Below are 254 nucleotides of genomic sequence, written 5' to 3' on the forward strand. Positions count from 1 at the left end.
TGAGGACCATCATCCTAGTTTGGTTAACCACGAAACTTTTAACCGGATTCAAGCTTTGCTTAAAGAAGCGGCTCAAAAACGCCATATCGAAACTGATAGCCATAAGTATCAACATCACTACCTATTTTCTGGAAAAATCATCTGTGGTAATTGTGGAACTACTTTTAAGCGGCAAACACGCCCAAATAAAATCTGCTGGGCTTGTCAAAGGCATCTAAAATCGGCTAAACAATGCCCAATTAAGGCAGTTCCCG

The 254-nt window shown here is 40.9% G+C and carries 1 protein-coding gene; it reads left to right on the plus strand.

Annotated elements, in window-relative coordinates:
* Positions 1-19: 19 nt before the first annotated feature.
* Positions 20-254: recombinase zinc ribbon domain-containing protein (locus tag GUI70_RS26005; protein WP_202630624.1), on the plus strand; the 235-nt coding region annotated here is incomplete at its 3' end.

It is taken from the genome of Deinococcus alpinitundrae, from assembly GCF_009982895.1.
Classification (GTDB): domain Bacteria; phylum Deinococcota; class Deinococci; order Deinococcales; family Deinococcaceae; genus Deinococcus; species Deinococcus alpinitundrae.